The following is a 12,769-nucleotide window of genomic DNA, read 5'->3' on the forward strand; positions in this document are numbered from 1 at the left end:
CCGATCGGCCTCGCGCAACTTGCGCACGATCTGCTCCGGGGTGTGCCTGCGTCGCTTCAACTTGTCGTCGTCCTTCTCGCCCATCATCACGGACGCATAGGACTCTCACAAGCACCGGACCGAACCCACGGGGTCACGCCAACCTCATGCCAGCGCTCTTCCGCTTCCGTGCCAGCCGGCCGGCCCTTCCGCCGCTCGTCCAAGGCGGTAGCGACGTTGTCGCCGGCTGAGGCCAACGCGGACGACTACGAGCTGACGCCATTTGCGCTGGCTGGTCTCATGAGCTTTCCTCTGGGCGCTCATGTTCAGCTCAGCGGGACTCGAACCCGTTCCACTTGATGAGGCCCTTGAGATCGTCGGCGCCGACTGCCTCGCTTACCTCACGGCCTGCCGAGCTGATGACGTTCGGGCACGGGCCGCGGGGAGGAGTCGGCTAGAACAGCGTCAGGAGGAAGTGCTCGCCGCGGTGCTAGGTCTGCTCGGTGCGCCGATGGTTCGTAGCCCGCGGGAGGGAGAGTGGCGGACGTGGGCGGCGGTGTCGGCGCTCACGATGTTCGATGATGACGCGGGAACCACCATTGCGAACGTTCTCCGCATGCAAGCCGGCGGCGACCTGCCGGAGTTGCCCGTCAGTGATCCTGTCGAGGAGGCGGCCGCGCATCTCGCGAGGGACACTTTCGTCGCTCTACTCCCGCCGGTAGGCGAACGGTCCATGGGAAGCGCTCTTTCGCCGGCGAGTATCTCTCGCAATCCGTGGTCCGTCCGGTTTCAGGAGGCTGTGTTGGCCGACAGCGACCTGGGCCAGCTCTTCACCGGTCCTCCAGAGACCGACGCGGGCTCGTTCTCGTTCATGTCGACCACCGGGCATGGCGAAGGTGGAGTCCAGCTCGCCCTCCTGGGGGAACGGATTCTTTCGACCCCGGCGGCGATCTGCCGTGCGCATCAAGCCACGCCTACCCAGTTTGTCGCTGCTGGCATCGGCGCCGTGTCCCACATGAGGCGCCTGGTGATCGCGGGTCGTACTGTCCGCGCGCCCGCTCTCCTCGGCTTCGATGGCATTTCGGTACCGCCCGAAACGCACGTCGATACCCCGTGGGGTCACCTGCGCGCTGTAACTGCCGGAGAGCGCGAACTAACTGGGACCTTTCCAGGCAGCGGCAACGCCGTTCTGGAAGTCGAGTATCCGGTCAAGCTCTACATCGGACACGACGCGGCGTTCGGATCGGTCGATAGCCGGGCCGTTGAAGCCATGCGCGCGGCCCGCGCGGACCTTGAGGAACGCGCCCGGATGATTGCCTTGGCAGTTCTACTCGCTGAAGACGTTCCGCTTCCAGCCGGGGTGGGGCTCCGCTACACGCTGATCGAAGACCCGTTCGGATGGATGCCGGCAATCTCGGGTCGTATCGACGCAGGTCCCCGCGGCGCGGTCGAACTCTCGGCCGAGCAGGTAGCGGCGGTCGGCGAGTGGCTGGTGCTGCTGGAGGGACGTCACCATGGCTCGATGAGCGTTGCCGTCCGCCGAACCCTCTCGGCCCACGAGCGGTTTGACTCGACTGACGCCTTCATTGATGCCCTCATCGCGTGGGACGGTGTGTTTGGCGCCCGGTCCGGCGATGCAGTCACGTTCAGGGTCGCGCTCGGATTCGCGCTCGTGTTGGGTGGCACCGAACCAGAGCGACGAGAGATCAAGCGTCGCGCGCAAGAGCTGTACGCCCTACGAAGTGACCTTGTGCATGGCTCGATCCCTGAACTGCCGTGGAAGGAAGCGGGCGAGCATCGGGAGCAGGCCGTCCGCCTCCTCATGCAGGCGCTCCGCGTCCTCTACCGAGATCACCCGCGGCTCCTCAGTAGCCAGGACAGAACCGGCGACCTGGTCCTCCGCCTCGGTGCTGACCCATGCGAGTGAAGCGCGCGGCCTGACGCGAGGTCGGTGCGAGAACCGCCATGCGCGACGGTCTAGCTCGCTGCCGCTGTTCGTCCAAAGCGGCAGTCGCCGGGCGGGCGCCGACCGCTGCCTCACCTGCCTCGACGGAGAAGCTGGTGGTCCACAGGAGGACGGTGCGCTCCTTGCTCATGGCACTGGCTGGATGAGCCCGTACCAGGGCGACGGGTACCTCAAGTACGGCGCCCTCGACCGCGCGTGAGGTGCGGCCCGGACGCCGGTTTCGTGCGCTGCGATGAATTGCGCGGCGGCGGGCGGTCTTACGCCCATGACCTCGATTACCGCGCAGACGCACGCGACGCTCGACGGCGTCATCGACGCCCCGCCCGCCGACGCGCTCTTGCCGTACATGAGCGACGCCGGCCGGCAGGGAGCGCTGGATCTCGCGCTGGCGGCCGACGCGCTGCTGCTCGCGCGCGAGACCTGGCAGGGCCTGGCCCGGGCGTGGCGCGACCAGACCGGCCCGATGGCCGAGCGGCTCAACGCGATGCCGAAGTACGTCGTGTCCGCGACGCTCAAGTCCGCCGACGAGTGGGACCACACGACGATCGTCGGCTACAACGACATCGCCGACCTGCGCGAGCGCGAGCAGCTCCTGACGTACGGCTGCGGGCGCCTCGCACGGGATCTGCTGGCCGACGGGCTACTCGACGTGCTCGTGCTGTCGCTCACGCCCGTCGTAGCGGGCACCGGCCGGCGCCTGTTCGACGACCCCGGCCACCTCATCCGGCTGCGGCTCACCGACAGCACGACCTTCGAGACCGGCGCCGTACGGCTGTTCCTTGAGCCGGATCACGCCTGACCGAAGCTACAACCGAGTACTGCTCTCCATGCGACTGGGCACTCGCTCGTTCTCGTACCGGGCATCACCCCGCTGTACGACGCCGGGCGACGCCCACAGCCCGTCAGGGCCGGTAGGAGCCCTCACGGAGCGCGGCGCCGCGACCGTTGGGCGTGATCCGCAGATCGCCGGGATACCTGGCGCGCTCCTTGCGCAGCTTCTCTGCGGAGCCGCCGACCACGACGGTCCAGAGGTCCGAGGAGGGATCACGCTGCTCGAGCACGAAGTCGCCGCGCATCCCGCGGTACGGGCGCTTGCTGGTGCCCACGTCAGTCCTCCTTGAGAACGTAGATGCTGTGGTGCTTGGGCGAGATGTTGGTGTTGACGCTGGAGCCGATCGGGTCCTCGGAGCCGAAGCGGCGCACGTAGGACTTCTCCGGGCCATGGCTGACCACCTCGAGCAGCGGGCCGGCGGGCTCGGTGCGGTAGGTGGCGCCGGGCGGCAGGGACGTCAGCGGCTGGCGCTCGCGGGCCTCCTCGTCGTCGTCGCCGTCGTCATCCGTGGCGCTGAAGTCGCCGAGCCGGGCACCCAGCGCGACGTGGCTGGTGGCGGTAAAGCCATGGCCGGTGCGTAGGTCGACCAGCAGCTCGGGCCGCCACTTGGGGTCTTCGGCGGCGTACCTGCACGCCGCGGCGAGCGTGGGGAACGTGGTCAGCCACTTCTCGTCCGGCGCACGGCCGCCGTTGTACTGGATCAACGCCCAGGCGTCGGATTCCTCAGGGACGGTGTCTGCGGCGGCGTCGTAGGCCTCGGCCAGCCGGTCCACGACGCCCAACCGCACAGGGTGGGGCGGCAGCGGCCGCACGTCGACCAGCGCCTCGGGCTGTGCGGCAACCAGCAGGGCGTGTAGCGCTGCGATCAGCGCCGGCGCCGAAGCGGCGTCGGCGTGGCCGAGCGCGTGAGCCAGGCCGCTGACGCGGTCGATGATGCCTCGGCTGAGGTCGGGGTTCTCGTCGGCGAAGGACTCGGCGTAGGCGACGGCGAGGTCGCCGAGGTGGTCGGCGGCGGCGAGGTAGAGATCGTGCTGTGTCTTCATGGTCTCTCTGTGGGCAGGGGCCCGCCCCGGCGGCGGGCCGATCCCCGACCGACAGCACGCGAACGCGTGCCACCGTAGGGAGGGGTCGAGCCCGCCGACCGGCGTGCCGGGTTGTTGGTGTGGTCGGCTCAGGCCGGTGGGCTGCGGCTGGCCGCCGGCCATGCGTACGTGGTCGGCCAGGGGGCCGGTGGCGTAGGTGGTGCCGGGCACGTCGATCGTGGAGCCGTCCTCGAAGCCGAGGCGGATCGACCAGTTGCCGTCGCCGTCCCAGACCTCGATCGCGGCGCTGGTGACGCGCTGGCCGACGAGCCGTGCGTCGACGCCTTGTGAGGCGGCGTCGTTGTTGGCGAGGATGTCCCCGACGAGGTCGGCGAGCTTGGAACGAATCTCGTCGCTGTCGCCGGTCATGCCGTCACCTCGGGTGCGCTGCGCACGGAGCCGACGTGGACTCGCGTGGGGCTCGGTCCGGAGTTCCAGTCGACGACCATCTCGCCTGAGGCGTCCGGTGCGCTCTTGACGGTCCCGGCGGTGCCGCATGTGCGGGACTCGACGGGCGGTGCTCGGGGAACCCAGCGCCGTCGGCGGTGGCGCTCGCCGCGGGGACGACGATCGCCATCCCTCCGGCGGTGCGCAGCGTGGGAGTGGGGCGATCCTCGGCGGCCCGCGGCACCGCGTTCTCGGTGTTGACCATGACGAGCGCGCGGTCGAGCGTGCCGTGGACGGTGTCCAGCGGGGTGGTGGCGGCGTCGCGCGCACGGTTGCCGGGCGTGCGCTCGAACGTGTTGCCGGCGACGGGGAGGACCATGCCCATGTCGTGGCGCGCTGTGAGGGTGACCAGCGGGAGCGTGGTCGGCTTGGCCTGGCCGCCCTGCAGCAGGCGGACGGCGAAGGGCTCGCGGCCGAGGCGGTCGAGGCCGCGGCGGATCCGCTCGCGGGTGTTGGCGGCCAGCGGCTTGTCGCGGTCGCCGATGCGCTCGGCGGGCAGGGTGTGGTCGATGATCGACGCGGCTGGGAACGCGCCGGGCAGCGCGGTCTTGTGGCAGTCCGGGCAGTTGTAGGTGTACTGGGCGCCGTAGCGGCCCCAGGGGCGCTGGCCGGGCTTCTTCCAGGTCTGCTGGCCGAGCACGATCTTCTGGCAGTGCAGGCACCAGGCGGGCGGCTCGACGCGCAGGTTGGGCGTGCGGATGCCCTTGCGCCAGAAGACGACGTACATGCGGTCGCGCGACTGCGGCGCGGGGTCCGGGGCCGGCGGCGCGGAACATGCTGTTGAGCCAGACGATCTCGTGGCGATAGCCGAGCGAGTCCAACGCGGTGAGCCAGGCGTTGAAGAGGCCGCCGTCGTCGTTGGCGGAACGCGTCGACGGCGTTCTCAACGACGATCGCCTTGAACGGCTTGCCCGCCAGCAGCGCCTGCTCGGCGAAGCGGACCATGTCTCACATCGTTGCCCGTGACTTGTCCTGCTCGTTGTCGCCGGCGGGCCCGTCGTCAAAGAGCGACGCGGCCCGCGGCTTGACGCGTCGCCCGCCCTTGGCGATCGAGTGGTTGGTGCACTCGGGCCCGCCGATGAGGATGTCGGCGCGGGCGTGGGCCAGGTAGCGGCGGATCTGCGCGGTCGTCAGCGACGAAATGTCCTCGCAGTCGTGATCGGCGTGCTGGAAGTTGGTGGCGTGCGTCTCGACGGCGCGCTGCCAGTGGTTGAGCCCAAGCGCGAGCCGCGCGCCCGCGAGCTCGGCGCCGAGGCTCGAGCCACCGGCGCCGCAGAAGAGGTCGACCACGCGCTCGGCCTGGATGACCTCCAGCAGCCGACCGATCAGCCACGCCATCGCCGGCGGCGTGACGCTGTTGCCGTACTGGGCCATCCGCTCGCGCTTGTTGCCGACGACGCGGTAGGGCTGACCGGCGGTGTGCTTGTGCATCACCATCGCCGCGGCGATCTCCTGCAGCGCGAACATGCGGAAGCGACAGGCGTCGATGTCGGCGTCGGTGAAAACCACCGGCGGCTCGGGCGGCGCCGCGGCCGTAGGCGCGAGCGCGGCGTGGGGCTCGGTCGCGAGGCCGTTGGAGGGCACGACCAGCGCGAAGCGGTCGCGAGTCGAGATGGCGCCGACCGGTCGGGTGGCCGCGGCCTGGGCCTCGCCGGTGCCGTAGTAGGGCACGACGATGCTGTGGTGATCGCGCGTGGTGACGCTGCCCATCGGCAGCTCGCTGGCGCGCCGCGACCAGCCCGGGTCGAAATGGGCGGTCACCACGCCGTGGTGATTGCCGCCGGCGCGGACGGTGTGCACCGGCGTCAGCGCGGCCGCGCGCACGTCGCCGTTGCGCTGGACTTCGACGACGCCGCGCAGGTGCACGACGCCGACGGCCTCTGCGGCCGCTTCGGCGCCCGCGGTCGCAGCGGCGGCGCCGCGGGCATGGTCGTCACGAGATGCGGTGACGAGGGTGTCGGTCATCGGTGTGCCTGTTCCTTTGCAGCAAGGGAGCCCGCCCCGGCGGCGGGCCGATCCCCGACCGAGCGCACGCGAACGCGTGCAACCGTTGGGAGGGGTCGAGTCCCGCCCCGGGCGGCCCCCCCGCGTCGTCGTCCGCTCGGCGGCTCAGCCCGCCGTGTCGAAGAGCCTGGCTTGGTCGACGGGCTCGTCGCGGACCGCGGCCTCGTGCGCTAGCGCACGGAAACGCTGGAGTAGCTCGGCGGGTAGGCGCCGCGCCACAGCTGCGGCTCGGCGATCAAGTTGTCGAGGTGACGCCGCCAGGCCAGCGCCGCGGCGGGCGGCTCGGTGCGCAGCGCGCACAGCGCGTTCTCCACCTCGTCGGGCCGCTCGCAGAGCGCGTCGACGTCGGATTGCAGCAGCCGGTCCTCGTGGGTGGCCACGAAGCCGCCGCGGTGGCCGGAGGGCCGGCCGCAGCGCTGCCCGGGCCGGGTGGCGCAGGTGGCGCAGCGGTGCACCAGCGGGCACGCGACAGCGCTTGCTACCGCTGCACAGGCAGGTCGGAAACGGCCGAACCGATGTAGGCGAGGGCGGCGAGCACGAAGCTGGTTCGCGGACCGCGGCAGCGGGGACGGGGTGCTCGCTCACCACCGGGTCTCCAGCTGCGCCCGTAGCGCGGTGAGCACGGTTTCGATCCCGTCGGCGGCGGGATGGCCGTCATGGGTCAGCAGCCAGCGCAACTGCGCGCGCAGCTGCCGGGCGTCGAGGCCGGGCGGAGGCGGCGGGGTCAGCGCCTGGTCGTGGTTTGTTATGACGAGACGGCCGCCGCGGAAGCCGACGCGGCCGTGCAGCGCGAGGATTCGACCCGCGGTCGCGCACCGGCGATGCGACGCGACGAATGCGCTGCGCGCTGAGACTTGGTTGGGGGAGGGGGGAGTCACGTGTCAAGCCCCAGGGCGCGACGGGAGCCCGACAGCGGCTCCGGCGGGCTGTGGCGATGGACGTAGCCCTCGTTGACGCAGACGCGCACGTAGGGCTCCAGGTCGTCGTTGTGATCGACGCCTTCGGCGACGCCGTTGGTGTCGACGTCGAGGACCCAGGCGCCGTCGGCGCCCCGGTAGACGTGGACCTCCATGCCGGTCGAGCAGCGCACGACGTACTGCTCATCGTTGGGGCCGCCGATCAGCGGGGCGGGCGCCGCGGCGCTGTCGATGGCGCTCATCGCGCCACTTCGGACAGGTTGGGGGAGGCGGGCCGAAGGCGGTAGCCGGTGCCCCAGACGGTCTCGACCCAGGGGGCGCCACCGAGCTTGACGCGGAGGCGCGAGATGTGGCTGTCGATCGTGCGCGTGGTGACCTGCAAGAGGTTGGCCTCCCAGACGACGCGGTAGAGCTCGGCCTTGGTAAAGAGGCGATCGGGCTCGCTGGCCAGCACGGAGAGCAAGGCATACTCCTTGGGTGTCAGCGTCAGCATCGCGCCGGCGAGGCGGGCGATCTGGGCGCTGCGGTCGATGTGGAGCTCGCCCACCGTGAGGGCGCTGCGGTCGACACCGAGGGCGGCGCGCTGCTCGGGCTCGCGCGCGAGCTGTGCCAGATCGGCGGCGAGCCGAGCGGAGATCGCCGTCAGGCTGGCGCCGGCGGCGGCGATGGCTGCCGCCACGACGGGGTCGGCGTCAGCCCGGCCGACACGCTGGGTGTGGGCGGCAAGCTCGGAGATGCTGGCCGCGAGCCGCTCTGCGGGGCGCGCGAGGGTGGGGACCGGAACGGTCTGCATGAGTCCTCTTGTGGGTAGGGGCTCGCCGGGTTGGCGAGCCGATCCCCGACCGACCGCACGCGACCGCGTGCCAAAGTGGGAGGGGTCGGTGAAGCCCACCCGGCGCCGCGCCCGGTCAGTCGCGCGCGGCAGCGCGCTAGTTGCAGTGGACGGGAAAGGTGTAGACGACGTGGAAGGAACCGTCGCCGGCGCCGCCGAACTGGCCGGTTTCGTCGTGGAGTCCGTGCCGTCTTCGATGAAGGCGAACCCCCGACGGAACGTGGATGGAGCGCCGCATGATGATGTCCTTCACGGCGCGATGTTGCTGTAGTCCTGGAAGCGCGAGCCGACCATGACCAGCGCGTCGTTGCACCAGACGCGCAGGTCGGGCGCGCCGTCCTTGAGGTGGTCGTCGGGGACGGTGGTGGTGTCGATGGCGACGACCCAAGCGCGGTCGTCGGCGCGGTGGATGGTGACGACGGGCACACCCGTCAACTTCGATCTTGTGAATGGTCATCGGTCGCTTAAGGTCGGTATGGGGTCGGCTAGATGGCCAGCGCGAACTGGCCGTGCTCGTGCTCGAGCACGGAGATCTCGACGTCGTGCAGCGTCAGCGGCACCAGCGGCTCGCCGGTGTCCTCCTTGCGGCGGCGGATCATGCCGCCGCACAGCAGCCGCCAGAGCATCGAGAGGTTGGTGACGCGCGGCAGGACCTTGCGGCGGCTGTCGCCGGGCTTGGCGCCGAAGAGGTACTCGATGACGCAGAAGTCGCGCTCGAACTTGCCGCGGCCGCCGGGGTAGTCGTAGGGGAAGCGGTCACCGGTGCGCAGGCACCACCAAAGGATCTTGAACGAGTCGTTGACGTAGTTCTTGATCGGGGTGCCGGTGCCGCCGAAGCGGTTGTCGGAGTGCAGGCCGCAGACGGCATCTGAGCGCATGGAGTCGCCGGCGGCGTTGGTGATCTCGTCGACGAAGATCGCGCCGCGGCGAAAGGCGGTGCTGAGCCAGTGCCCGGCGGTGTGGACGCGGCGGCGCTTGTGGACGTAGCCGCACTGCAGGCAGCGCCGCCCGTCCCAGCGCGGGGGCCGTCCTCGGAATCGGCGGTGGCACCGGCGGTCGTCAGACACGACGGGCAGACCTCCTCGGTGGTCAGCAGGTCGCCGCCACCAGTCAGCGCGGCGACGTCGCTGTTCTTGATCGCGCGGGCGCGGTCTGCGGCGGGCAGGCGCAGGTACTGCGAGGGGTGCACGACGAGCATCGGGCGCTCGTCGCGGCGCGAGCGGGAGCCTGGCGTCAGGTCGAGCGATTCGTCGCGACGGCCCGTCAGCGACAGGCCCTCCATGTGGACGATGTACGAGCCGCCGCCGCCGGCGGCGACATGCTTGGCGACCCGCCGGGCGTGGGCGGGGCTCTCGATGAGCGTGAACGAGCGGCCGAAGAAGTCGCGCGCCTCGTCGCGCCACTGCGGGATCAGGTCCTGCGGGACGACGAACAGGGCGGCGGGCTGGACGCCGAGGCGCTCCAGCGCGACCGCCAGGGTCATCATGCCCAGCGTCTTGCCGAGGCCCTGCTCCCACGAGAGCAGCTGGTTGCGCTTGACCAGGGTGCGGGCGAGGTCCTCGAGTTGGAAGTCCTTGTAGGCCCAGCGGATGCGGCCCTCGGGCAGCGGCCCGTGGTGGCCCGCCAGGCCGAAGTCGCGCTGGATGCCGCGCAACACCTCGCGCATCGCCTCGACGTCCTCGGGATACAGCGACGCGAGGTCGCCGGGGTCGGGCACATCGAAGTGCTCGAGGATGTACGCGATCTCCTCGGGCTCCTCGTCAAACGAGAGCGGCCCGATGGTGATCTGCAGCAGCTTGCGCTCGTGGCGCCAGCGACGCTGCTGCGCGACGCCCGTGCGGTCGTGGACGATCGTGACGCCCGTGTCCTCTTTGACCTTGGACTCGACCGAGAGCGGGTAGCGCTCGCCAGCGAGGTAGCCGCGCTCTGCGTCACCGGTGACGCAGAGGATCGAGTCGAGGTCGTCCAGGTAGCCCAGCCGCTGCTGCGGCTTGATCGGGTAGTTGGGCACCAGCGCGCGGCGCGCGCCGGCGATGACGCGCTCAACGCGCGCCTCTAGGTCGGGACAGACCGTGAGCATCCCGTCGGCGGCCAGCTGCTTGACGCGCAGCCACTCGCGCGTGTTGTAGGCGAAGTAGCTGTCTGACTGGCGGTGCAGCCGCTGGACGGTGTCCAGCGCCTTGGCACGAGAGAGCGCCAGCGACGCGAACGCGGTCAGCGAGACGCGCAGCCGCCCGGACCGCAGGGTGAGGTCGTGGCTGGCCTGCCGCGCGGCGGCGAGCCCGCGGCGCCGCGCGTGCTCGTTGGCAATCGTCTTCCAGGTGCGCGTCTCGTCGGCGGTCCGTAGGCCGGTCGGCGAGACGTAGGGGCCGGCGCGTAGTCGCAGCGCTCGCCGTGGGCGTCATTGACCCACCGCACGAGGCCGGGCAACTCGGCGCGCGCGGCGGTACGCCACGCGGGCGGGGTGTCGTTGCTGCGCGTGTGCGGCGCGCGAAAGAACGCGACGACGCAGGGCAGCTCGACGCCCTCGAAGAGGTCGTGGCATTCGATGACGGCGTACACGCCGCGCGCCTCGGGCTGGTCGGCGATCTCGCGCGCGAAGCGGTCACGCCCGGCGATCAGCACGCCGTGGCCGCGCTCGTCGAGGACCCCGAGGCCGTAGCGCAGCGCCAGCAGCGTGCTGTTGATCGACTTGCCGTGGATGTCGGTCCACGTCAGGCCGAACGGCGGGTTGAGCACCACGGCGCGAAAGCCCAGCCGGGTCAGGCGCACCAGCGGGTAGACGCGCTGCAGGTCACCGTGGATGGCGTGGTAGTCGCCGGCGGCGACCTGGTCGGCGTCGATCTCGATGCCGTAGCGCTGCTCGCGCGGCCACTGGGCCAGCAGCGCGCCGTCGCCGGCGGTGAGGTCGACGGCGTTGCAGTGGCCGGCGTGCAGCACGCGGCCGACGAGCTCGGCGGCCTCGGGCGGCGAGTAGAACTGTTGCAGCCCCTTGGCGGCCAGCAGCCCCGACGGCCGCAGCACGTCGGGGCTGGAGGCCACGGTCTCGCGGGTCAGTGCAGCGCCGGTCAGCCGGGAGCCCTTGGCTCCCGGCGCGTGGGTGGTGAGGTCCGTCACGGGCCATTCCTTGGCGTGGATGGATGGCGGGGCGGTGAGGCCCCGAAGGTCGGTGCGCGGGCAGCGCTGGCGGACGCGGGCAGGCACCGCAGATGCCGGTGGTCAAGGGCAGCCCGACAGGGCCGCAGCGGCGCAGCCGGGTCCTTGAGCAGCCCGAGGCCGTCAGCGAGCCTTGAGCGCACCTTCGGGCCGATCGCCGACGGCGGCCGCTGTTGCGTCGTCAGATCAGCGTCAGCTGAGCTGTGGCGGCGCCGTGTTCGGCGCTGACAACGTCGCGCTCGGCGGCGACGAGGTCCTCGAGCCGGTCGGCGTAGCGCTGCCAGCCGGACGCCTCGAGCAGCGCCTGCAGCGAGAGGGTGGCCATGTCGCTGCGCCCGGTGCGGCGGTGAAATGCGAGGCTAGAGCAGAGCGCGTCAAAGACGCGTTGGCGGCCGAGGTCGCAGCGGTCGGCGCGCTCAGTCGTGCCCGGGATGTAGCCGGATGTGGGGCGAGGCAGGCCGTCGCAGCGTGGCGCCAGGCCAGCAGCCATACGCACGATCGCCTCGGCGCCCGAGGGGCCGTAGGTGCTGTCGTTGCGGTGTGCGTGGCCGCGGACGATGTTCTCGGCGGCCATGGCGCAGCGCAGCTGCCGGTCGCTGGCCGCCAGGCGCTTGAAGACGCGCATCAGCGGCGAGCGACGCGCCTCGACGTGGAACGGCTCTCGGTCGTAGTTCTCGGTGCCCGCGCCGGGCAGCCAGTCCAGGCCGCTTTCCTTGCGCGCCTGGGCGACGGCGACGGGTGCCCACTGGCAGCCCTCGTAGATCGCGCCGCAGCGGCCGTCCTCGAGGCGGATCAGGCTGAAGGCCATGGCGTTGCCGCCGCTGACCCAGCAGAGGTAGGGCCGCGGTCCCCATTGGGGGCAGAGCACGCGGGCGTAGGAGTAGTACGGGCGCTGGCCGCCGATGCCCGAGTCGTAGGGGATCATCGCGCCGGCGCCCGACGGAGGACGGTGATGGACACCATGTCGGTTTCTCCTGACAGGAGATTGCGGGCCCGCCCCCGGCGGGCGGGCGCTGTCTCGCAGGCCGACCGCACGCGCAGCGTGCCAACATCGGCCGAAGGGACATGGGCCTGGCCGAAGGGGAGCCCAGGGGCGCGCGCGCACCCGTCGCTGCCGTTGCCGTCGAGGCGGGATTTGTTCCGACGTGGTGCAATCCTCAAAGCACTGTGGAATCCGTCGCCGCCTCGACCTCGAGCGCCAACCATGCTGAAGGCTGCCTGTTCGTCGTCAGTCCGACGGCGGGTTCGGCAGCCGCGAGCACATCTTCAGCGAGGGCTTGGGCAACCAGGAGTACGTGCTCGAGCGGGGCGTCGTGTGCGACCGCTGCAACAACGGGCCGCTGGCACCGGGGGACGGGGAGCTCGTCAACTTCCCGCCGATCGCGCTGCTCCGCGCCGAGCGCGGCCTGCCGACCAAGCAGAAGCAGCCGGTGGCGGCTCAGTTCAGCAACGCACGGATCTACTACGTCAGCCCGCCTGAAGTATGTCGACCTCCGAGATTAGGTGACAACGAGCCATTGCTAGAGCCTTGAGCGCGCTTGTTGTGACGACCCG

At 71.0% G+C, this 12,769-nt stretch carries 17 protein-coding genes; 4 read left to right on the forward strand and 13 right to left on the reverse strand.

Annotated features, from left to right (window positions below; translation table 11 throughout):
• The first annotated feature begins 454 nt into the window (after positions 1 to 454).
• Positions 455 to 1,906 carry a hypothetical protein gene (locus VK501_RS14785; protein WP_324338579.1) on the forward strand — a complete coding sequence of 484 codons (1,452 nt, stop codon included), beginning with the start codon at positions 455 to 457 and terminating at the stop codon, positions 1,904 to 1,906.
• Positions 1,907 to 2,210: 304 nt separating this feature from the next.
• Positions 2,211 to 2,744: a dihydrofolate reductase family protein gene (locus tag VK501_RS14790; RefSeq protein WP_324338581.1), complete on the forward strand. Its 534-nt coding sequence runs from the start codon at positions 2,211 to 2,213 to the stop codon at positions 2,742 to 2,744.
• Between the two features lie 103 nt (positions 2,745 to 2,847).
• On the opposite strand, the gene VK501_RS14795 is transcribed toward VK501_RS14790, so the two are convergent.
• The 11 genes from VK501_RS14795 to VK501_RS14845 form a co-directional block, all read right to left on the reverse strand.
• The gene (locus tag VK501_RS14795) at positions 2,848 to 3,051 is read right to left on the reverse strand and encodes a hypothetical protein (protein ID WP_324338584.1); all 204 of its coding nucleotides are present in this window, start codon (positions 3,049 to 3,051) and stop codon (positions 2,848 to 2,850) included.
• 1 nt (position 3,052) lies between these two features.
• A complete protein-coding gene (locus VK501_RS14800; RefSeq protein WP_324338586.1) occupies positions 3,053 to 4,228 on the reverse strand; it encodes a hypothetical protein in 1,176 nt (391 codons plus the stop codon).
• Between the two features lie 4 nt (positions 4,229 to 4,232).
• Positions 4,233 to 5,033, reverse strand: a complete 801-nt coding sequence (locus VK501_RS14805; protein WP_324338587.1) for a hypothetical protein — start codon at positions 5,031 to 5,033, stop codon at positions 4,233 to 4,235.
• A 221-nt stretch (positions 5,034 to 5,254) separates the two neighbouring features.
• On the reverse strand, positions 5,255 to 6,271 hold the full coding sequence (locus VK501_RS14810; protein WP_324338588.1) for a DNA cytosine methyltransferase: 1,017 nt from the start codon (positions 6,269 to 6,271) through the stop codon (positions 5,255 to 5,257).
• Positions 6,272 to 6,480: 209 nt separating this feature from the next.
• The gene (locus VK501_RS14815; protein ID WP_324338589.1) at positions 6,481 to 6,765 is read right to left on the reverse strand and encodes a hypothetical protein; all 285 of its coding nucleotides are present in this window, start codon (positions 6,763 to 6,765) and stop codon (positions 6,481 to 6,483) included.
• A gap of 126 nt (positions 6,766 to 6,891) precedes the next feature.
• Positions 6,892 to 7,188 carry a hypothetical protein gene (locus tag VK501_RS14820; protein WP_324338590.1) on the reverse strand — a complete coding sequence of 99 codons (297 nt, stop codon included), beginning with the start codon at positions 7,186 to 7,188 and terminating at the stop codon, positions 6,892 to 6,894.
• Positions 7,185 to 7,469: a hypothetical protein gene (locus VK501_RS14825; protein WP_324338592.1), complete on the reverse strand. Its 285-nt coding sequence runs from the start codon at positions 7,467 to 7,469 to the stop codon at positions 7,185 to 7,187. Before VK501_RS14825 ends, VK501_RS14820 begins: the two co-directional genes overlap by 4 nt.
• Positions 7,466 to 8,020 carry a response regulator transcription factor gene (locus tag VK501_RS14830; protein ID WP_324338594.1) on the reverse strand — a complete coding sequence of 185 codons (555 nt, stop codon included), beginning with the start codon at positions 8,018 to 8,020 and terminating at the stop codon, positions 7,466 to 7,468. The genes VK501_RS14825 and VK501_RS14830 overlap by 4 nt, the downstream gene beginning before the upstream one ends.
• A 136-nt stretch (positions 8,021 to 8,156) precedes the next feature.
• On the reverse strand, positions 8,157 to 8,312 hold the full coding sequence (locus tag VK501_RS14835; RefSeq protein WP_324338596.1) for a hypothetical protein: 156 nt from the start codon (positions 8,310 to 8,312) through the stop codon (positions 8,157 to 8,159).
• Positions 8,309 to 8,485 carry a hypothetical protein gene (locus VK501_RS14840; RefSeq protein ID WP_324338598.1) on the reverse strand — a complete coding sequence of 59 codons (177 nt, stop codon included), beginning with the start codon at positions 8,483 to 8,485 and terminating at the stop codon, positions 8,309 to 8,311. The genes VK501_RS14835 and VK501_RS14840 overlap by 4 nt, the downstream gene beginning before the upstream one ends.
• A gap of 59 nt (positions 8,486 to 8,544) precedes the next feature.
• The gene (locus tag VK501_RS14845) at positions 8,545 to 9,126 is read right to left on the reverse strand and encodes a hypothetical protein (protein ID WP_324338600.1); all 582 of its coding nucleotides are present in this window, start codon (positions 9,124 to 9,126) and stop codon (positions 8,545 to 8,547) included.
• Between the two features lie 116 nt (positions 9,127 to 9,242).
• Here VK501_RS14845 and VK501_RS14850 point away from each other — a divergent pair, with 116 nt between their 5' ends.
• Positions 9,243 to 10,118, forward strand: coding sequence for a hypothetical protein (locus VK501_RS14850; protein WP_324338602.1), 876 nt, complete (start codon positions 9,243 to 9,245; stop codon positions 10,116 to 10,118).
• Positions 10,119 to 10,273: 155 nt separating this feature from the next.
• Here VK501_RS14850 and VK501_RS14855 read toward each other — a convergent pair whose 3' ends face one another.
• Together VK501_RS14855 and VK501_RS14860 are read right to left on the reverse strand one after the other, a co-directional pair.
• Complete coding sequence (locus tag VK501_RS14855; protein WP_324338604.1) at positions 10,274 to 11,176, reverse strand: hypothetical protein; 903 nt, start codon at positions 11,174 to 11,176, stop codon at positions 10,274 to 10,276.
• 220 nt (positions 11,177 to 11,396) lie between these two features.
• Positions 11,397 to 12,140 carry a hypothetical protein gene (locus tag VK501_RS14860; protein WP_324338606.1) on the reverse strand — a complete coding sequence of 248 codons (744 nt, stop codon included), beginning with the start codon at positions 12,138 to 12,140 and terminating at the stop codon, positions 11,397 to 11,399.
• A 352-nt stretch (positions 12,141 to 12,492) separates the two neighbouring features.
• On the opposite strand from VK501_RS14860, the gene VK501_RS14865 reads away from it, so the two are divergent.
• Positions 12,493 to 12,747 carry a hypothetical protein gene (locus VK501_RS14865; protein ID WP_324338608.1) on the forward strand — a complete coding sequence of 85 codons (255 nt, stop codon included), beginning with the start codon at positions 12,493 to 12,495 and terminating at the stop codon, positions 12,745 to 12,747.
• Positions 12,748 to 12,769 lie beyond the last annotated feature (22 nt).

Source organism: Baekduia sp., assembly GCF_035318805.1.
Lineage (GTDB): Bacteria > Actinomycetota > Thermoleophilia > Solirubrobacterales > Solirubrobacteraceae > Baekduia.

Coding starts and splice junctions, on each gene's coding strand:
- VK501_RS14805 (WP_324338587.1), bottom strand. CDS start 5,033: ATGTACGTCGTCTTCTGGCGCAAGGGCATCCGCACGCCCAACCTGCGC.
- VK501_RS14860 (WP_324338606.1), bottom strand. CDS start 12,140: ATGATCCCCTACGACTCGGGCATCGGCGGCCAGCGCCCGTACTACTCC.
- VK501_RS14800 (WP_324338586.1), bottom strand. CDS start 4,228: ATGACCGGCGACAGCGACGAGATTCGTTCCAAGCTCGCCGACCTCGTC.
- VK501_RS14810 (WP_324338588.1), bottom strand. CDS start 6,271: ATGACCGACACCCTCGTCACCGCATCTCGTGACGACCATGCCCGCGGC.
- VK501_RS14825 (WP_324338592.1), bottom strand. CDS start 7,469: ATGAGCGCCATCGACAGCGCCGCGGCGCCCGCCCCGCTGATCGGCGGC.
- VK501_RS14830 (WP_324338594.1), bottom strand. CDS start 8,020: ATGCAGACCGTTCCGGTCCCCACCCTCGCGCGCCCCGCAGAGCGGCTC.
- VK501_RS14790 (WP_324338581.1), top strand. CDS start 2,211: ATGACCTCGATTACCGCGCAGACGCACGCGACGCTCGACGGCGTCATC.